The organism is Vibrio sp. 1580 (assembly GCF_033340055.1).
On record NZ_JAWOVT010000185.1, the window covers coordinates 1 to 805 of the forward strand.

At 49.2% G+C, this 805-nt stretch carries 1 pseudogene; it reads left to right on the top strand.

Annotated elements, in window-relative coordinates:
• Positions 1 to 805: pseudogene (locus R7093_RS24895) on the top strand (Tn3 family transposase); the annotation flags it as partial.

Sequence of the window (805 nt, forward strand, 5' to 3'; positions counted from 1 at the left end):
GCCATGGCGCACGCAAATCAATGGCGTTATCGATGGGCTTAATCTGTCTCTTAAAAATCGACAACACTTCGGTGAGCTCATCAACTATTACGGTAGTAAACTCAAACGATTCAAACGCGCACAGCAGCATCTATGGTTGCTATGTCACCTGACAGAGCGGATACAACTGGCACTGGAACGGTTAACTGATGGGTTCATTTACCATATCCGCAAGCAACAAGAAGCTGCCAACACCTTTGCACAACAAGCAGTGTTCCTGTCCTGGCAGTCAGCCGCGGACAATGTCACGAAAGCGGCAGAGTTACTGCATCTGTTTGTGGATGAGAACATTGATGATAATCAACCCTTCTCAGTAGTCAGACAACAGGCATTGAAGGTCATGAATGACAGGGATATCCAGACCCTCTGCCTTTACCTGAAAAAACAGAAACGGACCGTGGAAGAGTACCAGTGGCAACATTACGATGAACAATGCAATCTCCTGGAGCAACTGTTAAGGCAGGTGTTCTTGTGCCTTGAATGTGAGGCCGGTAAAGGCTCAGAAGCCGTCGTCGCCCAACTTCAACAGATGCAGACGGAAATCGCATTCGGTGGACCACTGAAGACGATGGATACGTCGCTCATCCCGAAAAAGCACCTCCCATGGTTGGTTAAACAGGATAACGTTAACCCGCAACGTTACGAATGGCTGCTCTACCGGCAGTTAACCTCACGACTGAATGGACGCATTTATTTGCCAAATGTTACCAAATACCGCGCGCTGGAAGACGTCCTGACCCCCCAGCCATCGGAGGCTCCTTTGCTG